The 8,606-nt window shown below is 71.5% G+C and carries 4 protein-coding genes and 1 pseudogene; 1 reads left to right on the forward strand and 4 read right to left on the reverse strand.

The window, feature by feature from the left end; all coding sequences use genetic code 11:
• Nucleotides 1-390 precede the first annotated feature (390 nt).
• From ACFYMP_RS07285 to ACFYMP_RS07300, 4 genes and pseudogenes are all read right to left on the reverse strand, one after another.
• Entirely contained in the window at nucleotides 391-1,242 is an 852-nt protein-coding gene (locus ACFYMP_RS07285; RefSeq protein WP_388851876.1) for an S-methyl-5'-thioadenosine phosphorylase, read from the reverse strand.
• 71 nt (nucleotides 1,243-1,313) lie between these two features.
• Entirely contained in the window at nucleotides 1,314-1,661 is a 348-nt protein-coding gene (locus ACFYMP_RS07290) for an FmdB family zinc ribbon protein (protein ID WP_388851879.1), read from the reverse strand.
• A 67-nt stretch (nucleotides 1,662-1,728) separates the two neighbouring features.
• Nucleotides 1,729-3,048, reverse strand: a complete 1,320-nt coding sequence (locus ACFYMP_RS07295; RefSeq protein WP_388851882.1) for an MFS transporter — start codon at nucleotides 3,046-3,048, stop codon at nucleotides 1,729-1,731.
• Nucleotides 3,049-3,686: 638 nt separating this feature from the next.
• Nucleotides 3,687-5,135: pseudogene (locus ACFYMP_RS07300) on the reverse strand (potassium/proton antiporter); the annotation flags it as partial.
• A gap of 411 nt (nucleotides 5,136-5,546) precedes the next feature.
• Between ACFYMP_RS07300 and ACFYMP_RS07305 the strand changes: the two are divergent.
• Nucleotides 5,547-8,459 (forward strand): penicillin acylase family protein, encoded by a 2,913-nt coding sequence (locus ACFYMP_RS07305; protein ID WP_388851885.1) that lies wholly within the window; start codon nucleotides 5,547-5,549, stop codon nucleotides 8,457-8,459.
• Nucleotides 8,460-8,606 lie beyond the last annotated feature (147 nt).

Raw genomic sequence — 8,606 nt, forward strand, 5'->3', positions numbered from 1 at the left:
GCGCGTCGGGGAGGGGCGGGAGAAGGGGAGGCGGGGGGCTGGAGGAAGCCACGGGGGAGACCAGGGGCGGGGAGGACACGGGCATGAGGGGCACCGACCTTCGCGAAAGATTCCGCAGCCGCGCCGCGCCGGGCGACGGGCCGGGGAAGCGGCCACTCCGCCGCATTCGCGCGACGGACGCCCCTCACTCTGCCCCGATCCGTCCCCACCCGCTCAGACCTGTGGACAACCGACTGTTCGCGAAAAATCCCCTCACTCGAAGGAGGAATTCCGCGCCGCCCACCGCCCGCCCGCCTACCTACTTGCCTACCTACCTATCTACCGCTTCCCAAGACGGCAGCCCCCTCCCCGGCACCGCGAAATGGCCCGCTACCCGCTACCCGCTACCAGCTACGGCAGCGCGATCCCCGGCGCGAGGCCGCCCAGGGCCCCCACGCACAGACAGTCGCGGTCCTCGGTGGCGGGGAGCGCGGCCACCGCGTCGAAGAGCACCGTCCGCAGCCGGTCGACGTTCGCGGCGAAGACCTTCAGCACCTCGTCGTGCGAGACGCCCTCACCGCTCTCCGCGCCCGCGTCGAGGTCGGTCACCAGGGTCAGCGAGGTGTAGCACAGCTCCAGTTCCCTCGCGAGGACCGCCTCCGGATGCCCGGTCATGCCGACCACCGACCAGCCCTGAGCGGCGTGCCAGCGCGATTCGGCGCGGGTCGAGAACCGGGGGCCCTCCACCACGACGAGGGTGCCGCCGTCGACCGCCTCCCAGCCGTGCCGGCCGGCCGCCCCGATCGCCACGCGCCGTCCGGCGGGGCAGTAGGGATCGGCGGGGGAGACGTGCACGACGTTCGGGATCGTCCCGTCGGGCAGCGGCACCCCGTCGAAGTAGCTCTGCGCGCGGCTCTTCGTACGGTCGACGAACTGGTCCGGGACCAGCAGCGTTCCCGGCCCGAACTCGGGGCGCAGCCCGCCCACCGCGCACGGGCCGAGGACCTGCCGCACCCCGACGGAGCGCAGCGCCCACAGGTTCGCCCGGTAGTTGATGCGGTGCGGCGGCAGATGGTGGGAACGGCCGTGCCGGGGCAGGAAGGCCACCTGCCGTCCGCCGACCTCGCCCAGGAACAGGGAGTCGCTGGGGGCGCCGTAGGGGGTGTCGACCGTCACCTCGGTGACGTGGTCGAGGAACGAGTAGAGACCGGACCCGCCGATGACCCCGATCTCCGCGGACGGCGCCTGTGTGTTGTTGGGCATGGCGGCACATTATCCGGACACACGTGTGCGCCCCGCCCCCGGGAGAGGGCGGGGCGCACACGGAGGCGGGGTCAGGCGGCGGAGCCCGCCGTGGACGCCGAGGACGAGGAGGCGCTCTTCTTCGTGTCCGAGGAGGCGGAGGACGTCGAGGACGACTCCGACTTCTTCTCGGACGAGGAGGACGAGGTGCTCGACGACTCCGACGCGGACGACTTGGCGGCGGGGGCGCTGCTGCTCGACGCGCCGCGGCTGTCGTTGCGGTAGAAGCCGGAGCCCTTGAAGACGATGCCGACGGCCGAGAACACCTTCTTCAGGCGGCCATCGCAATTGGGGCACACGGTCAACGAGTCGTCGGTGAACTTCTGGACGGCCTCAAGGCCCTCGCCGCACTCGGTGCACTGGTACTGGTACGTCGGCACTTGCTTCCTCCTGGCACTCTTACTCGATGAGTGCTAACGACGATCCATAGTGACGTATTCCGCGGTTTCAGTCCACTGCTGACGGCGCGCGGTGACCGATACCACGTGCAACGGTACGACTCGACGCGGCCGGCACCAGGCGGGAACGCAGGGCCACGAGGATGGCCAGCGCGAGGACCGTCCCGGCCGCGGGGACCAGGAAACCGGCGCTCGCCCCGTGCCCGTCCGCGAGTTTCCCGGACACCGTCACGGCCGCCGCCTGGCCCAGGGCGACCGCGCCGGTGAGCCAGGTGAACGCCTCCGTACGCGCCGAGGCCGGCACCAGGGTGTCGATCAGCGTGTACCCGGTGATGAGGGACGGGGCGATGCACAAGCCGGTCACGAAGCCGACCACGGCGAACAGCGGAACGGAGTGGATCGTCCACAGGGTGGAGGCCGCCAGCGCGAGCGCCGTGTAGCCGGTCAGCAGCCGCCGGTGCGCGGGCCGCTTCCAGGCCAGCGCGCCCACGGCGGCGCCCGCGATCATGTTGCCCGAGGCGAACACCCCGTAGAGCAGCCCGTTGATCCCGGGATGACCCGCCTCTTCCGCGAAGGCGGTCAGCGAGACCTGCATCCCGCCGAACACCACGCCGATCCCGACGAACGCCGCCGCGAGCACGCGTACGCCCGGGACCGACAGGGCGGAGACCCGCCGCGCGGGGGCGGGGCGGCGGTCCGTGCCGACGGCCGGTCCGGGCGTCCCGGCGGCGGGCCGGCCCGCGCGCTGACCGGCGAACAGCAGCCCTCCGACGAGGGTCAGGACCCCCTCGGCGACGAGTCCGGCGGCCGGGTGCCAGCCCGAGGACAGGGCGGTGGCGAGCACCGGCCCGATCACGAAGGTGAACTCGTCGGTGACGGACTCGAAGGCGGCCGCCGTCGGCAGCAGCGGTGAGTTCCCGAGCCTGGCCGCCCAGCGCGAGCGCACCATGGGCCCGATCTGCGGCACCGAGGCGCCTGTGGGCACCGCCAGGACGAACAGCGACCACAGGGGGGCGCCGGTCAGGGCCAGCGTCGTGAGGGCCGCGACCGATGCCGTGTGCAGCAGCACCCCGGGCACCAGTACGGCGCGCTGGCCGAGGCGGTCGGCGAGCCGGCCGCTCTGCGGGGCGAACACCGCCATGGAGACACCCGTGACCGCCGCCACGGCACCGGCGGTGCCGTACGAACCCGTGGTGTGCTCGACCAGGACGACGAGCGCCATGGTCAGCATGCCGAAAGGCTGCCGGGCGGCGAAGCCCGACAGCAGGAAACCGGCGACACCGGGGGTGCGGAGCAAGGAGCCGTATCCGGGGCGGGAGCCGTTGTCCGCGCCGGCGTCGGGCGAAGCGGAGGTGACCGTGGATTCCACGGCCCAAGCCTTTCTGCCGCCTGGTAGCACCCCTGAGGGGCGCCGAGAGCTGTCCTCTTGCGCGGAACTGCGGTAGATGCCGGTCCGCCCACGGCAAGGGCGTCACAGCCGCCATACGGTCGCGCCAGCTCTGCGTCAGGCAGAGTTGGTCGATCATTGCCCGCCCATCGTATGCCGGTTCAGGCCGGGTCGCGTTCCCCGTCGCTCTCCACCGGCGCCTGCGGCTCGCGCTCCCCGTCGCGGCGTTCGGGAACGGTCGGGACCTGAGCCGCCAGACCGCTGCGCGAGGACGCCCCGCCGCCGGCGCCCATGCGCCGCACCGAGCTGTCCAAGGAGCCCTCCAGGGGACCACCGTCCGTGGACGCGGAGCCCGAAGCGGAAGCGCCCCCTCCGCTATCCGCGGTCCCCCGAAGGACGTCCTCCACCGGTACCCCTGGGGCGTTGTCCGGCGTCCCCGGCGCGCCCACCGGCTCCGGCCGGGCGTCCGGCTCGCGGGGCCCGGCCTCGCGGACGTGGGCACGGCTGTCCTTACGGCTGTCCGGGCGGGCGGAGGCGGGCCCCGCGGCACGGGCGGACGCCGGCCCGCCCGGCTGGATCTTGCGCAGGGACGAGCGCGGGGCGCCCTCCTCCGGGAGCCGCAGCCATCCGGCGAGCTTCCCGCCCCGGGCGACGGCCCGCAGCCGGGCCTCGGCGGCGTCCCGCACCGGGTCGGTCGCGACGACGAGCAGCTCGTCGCCGCGCCGCAGCGTCGTCGTCGGCGAGGGGACGAAGCTCGCCCCCTCGCGCACCACGAGGGTGACCGCCGAGCCCTTCGGCATCCGCAGTTCGTTGACCTCCACGCCGTGCATCCGGGACTCCTCGGGCACGGACACCGACAGCAGGTGGCCGCGCAGCCGCTCCAGCGGCGCGGACTCGATGCCCAGATCGGCCGCCCCGGCGGGGTTGCCCAGCTTCAGCAGCTTCGCGAGCCACGGCAGCGTCGGCCCCTGGACGAGGGTGTAGACGACCACGAGCACGAAGACGATGTTGAAGATGTGCCGGCTGTCCTTGATCCCCGCCACCATCGGGATCGTGGCCAGGATGATGGGGACCGCGCCGCGGAGGCCGGCCCAGGACATGAGCGCCTGCTCGCGCCAGGGCCGCCGGAACGGCAGCAGGCTCAGAAGGACCGAAAGGGGCCGCGCGACCAGCGTCAGGACGAGTCCCACGACCAGCGCCGGCACGATGTCGGAGGCGAGTTCGTGCGGGGTGACCAGCAGGCCGAGCAGGACGAACATCCCGATCTGCGCTATCCAGCCCAGCCCCTCGGCGAACCCCCGGGTGGCGGGCCAGTGCGGCAGCCGCGCGTTGCCCAGCACCATCGAGGCGAGGTACACCGCGAGGAACCCGCTGCCGTGCGCCATGGCCCCGGCCGCGTAGGCGGTCACCGCGATGGCCATCACGGCGATCGGGTACAGGCCCGAGGCGGGGAGCGCGACGTGCCGCAGCCCGAAGGCCCCCAGCCAGCCGACCGCGAGCCCGACCGCCGCCCCGATCGCCAGCTCCAGGGCGATCTCGCCGAGCAGTACGTACCAGTGCTCGACCGGGCCCGCCGTGGAGAAGGCCACTACCAGGATCACGACGGGGGCGTCGTTGAAGCCGGACTCGGCCTCCAGCGCCCCGGTGATCCGGGACGGCAGCGGGACCTTGCGCAGCACCGAGAAGACCGCGGCCGCGTCGGTGGAGGAGACGACGGCACCGATGATGAGCGCCTGACGCCACTCCAGCCCCACGAGGTAGTGCGCCCCCACGGCCGTTATCCCGACGCTCACGCCCACGCCGAGGGTCGACATCAGGGCGGCGGCGGGCAGCGCGGGTCTGGCCTCCTTCCACTTGGTGCCCAGACCGCCCTCGGCCAGGATCACCACCAGCGCGGCGTAGCCGATGACCTGGGTCAGCCGCACGTTGTTGAAGGACACGTCGCCGATGCCGTCGGTGCCCATCGCGACGCCGATGCCGAGATAGACGAGCAGGCTGGGCAGGCCGCTGCGCGAGGAGACGCGCACGGCGGCGACGGCCACGAGCAGGACGACCGCGGAGACGAACAGGAGCTGGTTGAGGTGGTCGACAGTCAGGGGCCGAATCCTTCCGCGTGGAACAGGCCGCCGCGGATCGACGCCCTACCTGTTTACTTCGTTACCTTACCTAATCGTTAACGCTTTCTTGATGCCTCTCGTGGATCTCGTCCGCCGCACCGGCCGGCCGCCGCTCGGGTGCGGCGGGGTGGCGAAACGACCGCGATGTACCGGAGAAGGGGTGACGGAAGGGACAACAAGCTCCCCCGCCCTCTCTTCCCGGCCCCCGCGCGCAGCGGTCCCGAAGCGCTCCCCGGAGGGCGGGAGGAGCCGGTCCGCGTCAGGGGGCTGCGGGCTCTGCGCCTATGGTTGCTCCAGCGTTCCGTGACAATCAGCCCGGACGACTCAGCCCGCTCGGCCGCTCGAAGGACAGCAAGGACAGCGATGCCCGCGAATACAACCGCCTCTTCCGGTCATAAGTCCGGCAAGAAGAAGGGGCGTCGAGCCCGCCTCATCGTGATCGTCCTGGTGCTGGCTGTCATCGCGGGCATCGGTTACGGCTCCTACTGGGGTGTGAGCACGGTCCGTGCCTCGTACCCCCAGACCACGGGGAGCATCACCCTGAAGGGGCTGTCGGGTCCCGTCGACGTACGCCGTGACTCCTACGGCATCCCGCAGATCTACGCGGACTCCGACGCGGACCTGTTCATGGCCCAGGGCTTCGTCCAGGCCCAGGACCGCTTCTGGGAGATGGACGTGCGCCGGCACACCACCTCCGGCCGGCTCTCCGAGATGTTCGGCGACAGCCAGGTCGACACCGACGCCTTCCTGCGCACGCTCGGCTGGCAGCGGGTCGCGCGGCAGGAGTACGACAAGAAGCTTTCCGCCTCGACGAAGAAGTACCTCCAGGCGTACACGCGGGGCGTCAACGCCTACTTGAGCGGCAAGGACGGCAAGGACATCTCGCTGGAGTACGCCGCTCTGGGCTTCACCAACGACTACAAGCCGCAGAAGTGGTCGCCGGTCGACTCGGTCGCCTGGCTCAAGGCGATGGCCTGGGACCTGCGCGGCAACATGCAGGACGAGATCGACCGCTCGCTGATGACGAGCCGGCTGAGCGCCAAGCAGATCAAGCAGCTGTACCCGCAGTACCCCTACGACAAGAACAAGCCGATCATCCAGGGCGGCGGGATCGACCCGGCCACCGGCGAGTTCGACCCCGACCTGAAGTCCGGCGGCCTCACCGAGCCTCCCGGCTCCACCGGCACGGACCCCTCCGGCGGTGACACCGGTTCGGGCGTCGCGGGTGACGGGAGCGCGACCGCCGGTTCGGGCGGTTCTGAGAACACCGACGGTTCGAACCCCTCCGGCACCACGGAATCCGGAACCACCGGCTCCGGCGAGCAGGGGGGCCAGGGCACGAGTGTCCAGGGCTCCACCGGTCAGAGTGACGCGCAGGGCATCAGCAGTCAGCTCGCCGGCCTGTCCGACGCCCTGGAGCGGGTCCCGGCGGTGTTCGGCCCCAACGGCAACGGCATCGGTTCCAACTCCTGGGTCGTCTCCGGCGCGCACACCACCACGAACAAGCCGCTGCTGGCCAACGACCCGCACCTGTCCCCGCAGCTGCCGTCCGTCTGGTACCAGATGGGCCTGCACTGCCGGTCGGTGTCCGCGAAGTGCCAGTACGACGTCACGGGATACACGTTCTCGGGGATGCCGGGCGTGGTCATCGGCCACAACCAGAACATCTCCTGGGGCATGACCAACCTGGGCGCCGACGTCACCGACCTGTACCTGGAGAAGGTCACCTCGGACGGCTACCAGTACGACGGGAAGACCCTGCCGTTCAAGACCCGCAAGGAGACCATCAAGGTCGCGGGCGGCACGGACAAGGTCATCACGGTCCGCGAGACCAACAACGGGCCCCTCGTCTCCGACCGGGACAAGGAGATCGCGAAGGTCGGCAAGAGGGCGCCCGTGGCCAACGTGGCGCCGGACCGCGGCGACGGCTACGGAGTCGCGCTGCGCTGGACGGCGCTGGACCCGGGCAACTCCATGGACGCCGTGTTCTCGCTGAACAGGGCGGAGAACTTCAGCGAGTTCCGCAAGGCGGCGGCGCAGTTCGAGGTGCCCTCCCAGAACCTGATCTACGCCGACACCGCGGGCAACATCGGCTACCAGGCGCCCGGCCGCATCCCTACCCGCCCCAAGGGCGACGACGGTTCGCTCCCGGCGCCGGGCTGGGACGCGGACTACCGGTGGACCGGCTACATCAAGCAGAGCGAGCTGCCCTGGGAGTACAACCCGGAGCGCGGCTACATCGTCACCGCCAACCAGGCCGTCGTCGACCAGGACGCGTACCCGTACCAGCTGACGACCGACTGGGGCTACGGCACCCGCAGCGAGCGCATCACCGACCTGATCAAGTCCAAGATCAAGGACGGCGGGAAGATCTCCACGGACGACATGCGCACGATGCAGATGGACAACAGCAGCGAGATCGCCCGCCTGCTGACGCCGTACCTCCTCAAGATCGACGTCAAGGACCCCTACGTCCGCGAGGCGCAGAACCTGCTCCAGGGCTGGGACTACACGCAGGAGCCGGACTCGGCGGCGGCCGCGTACTTCAACGCGGTGTGGCGCAACGTCCTCAAGCTCGCCTTCGGCAACAAGATGCCCAAGGAGGTCCGCGTCAAGGGGCAGTGCCTCAACGTCGAACCGGTCAACACGACGGGCCCCGTGGACGAGGACCAGCGGGTACGCGAATGCGGACAGCGGGACGCCGACACGGCGCAGCCGGACGGCGGCGACCGCTGGTTCGAGGTCGTGCGGCAGATCCTCAAGGACCAGGACAACGACTGGTGGAAGGTGCCCGGCAGCCGCAACAAGCCGGAGATCAACACCCGCGACGGCCTGTTCGGCCGGGCCATGCAGGACGCCCGCTGGGAGCTGACGGCCAAGCTGGGCAAGGACATCGACAGCTGGAACTGGGGCCGGCTGCACGAGCTGACGCTGAAGAACCAGACGCTCGGCACGGAGGGCCCCGGGTTCCTCCAGCACCTGCTCAACCGCGGACCGTGGAAGCTCGGCGGCGGCGAGGCGGCCGTCAACGCGACGGGCTGGAACGCGGCGGGCGGCTACGGCGTCGTGTGGGTTCCGTCGATGCGCATGATCGTCAACCTCGACGACCTCGACAAGTCCCGCTGGATCAACCTCACCGGCGCCTCCGGGCACGCCTACAGCGCGCACTACACCGACCAGACCGACAAGTGGGCCGACGGGGAGACGCTCCCCTGGGCGTACAGCGAGAAGGCCGTCAAGGGCGCGACCGAGAACACCCTGGTGCTCAAGCCCTGAGGCCGCGACAGCGCGCACGGGGGGGGGGGGGGGGGGGGCCGGGGGGGCGGGGCGGCCCCCCCCCCCCGGGGGGGGGGGGCGCGCCCCCCCCCCCCCCCCCCCCCCCCCCCCCCCCCCCCCCCGGCCGCCCGCCCCCGCCCCCGCCGC

This window comes from Streptomyces sp. NPDC007088, assembly GCF_042869355.1.
Taxonomy (GTDB): Bacteria; Actinomycetota; Actinomycetes; order Streptomycetales; family Streptomycetaceae; genus Streptomyces.

Bases quoted from the DNA above. Each gene is read 5' to 3' on its own strand.
- ACFYMP_RS07285 (WP_388851876.1), bottom strand. From the start codon at position 1,242: ATGCCCAACAACACACAGGCGCCGTCCGCGGAGATCGGGGTCATCGGC.
- ACFYMP_RS07305 (WP_388851885.1), top strand. From the start codon at position 5,547: ATGCCCGCGAATACAACCGCCTCTTCCGGTCATAAGTCCGGCAAGAAG.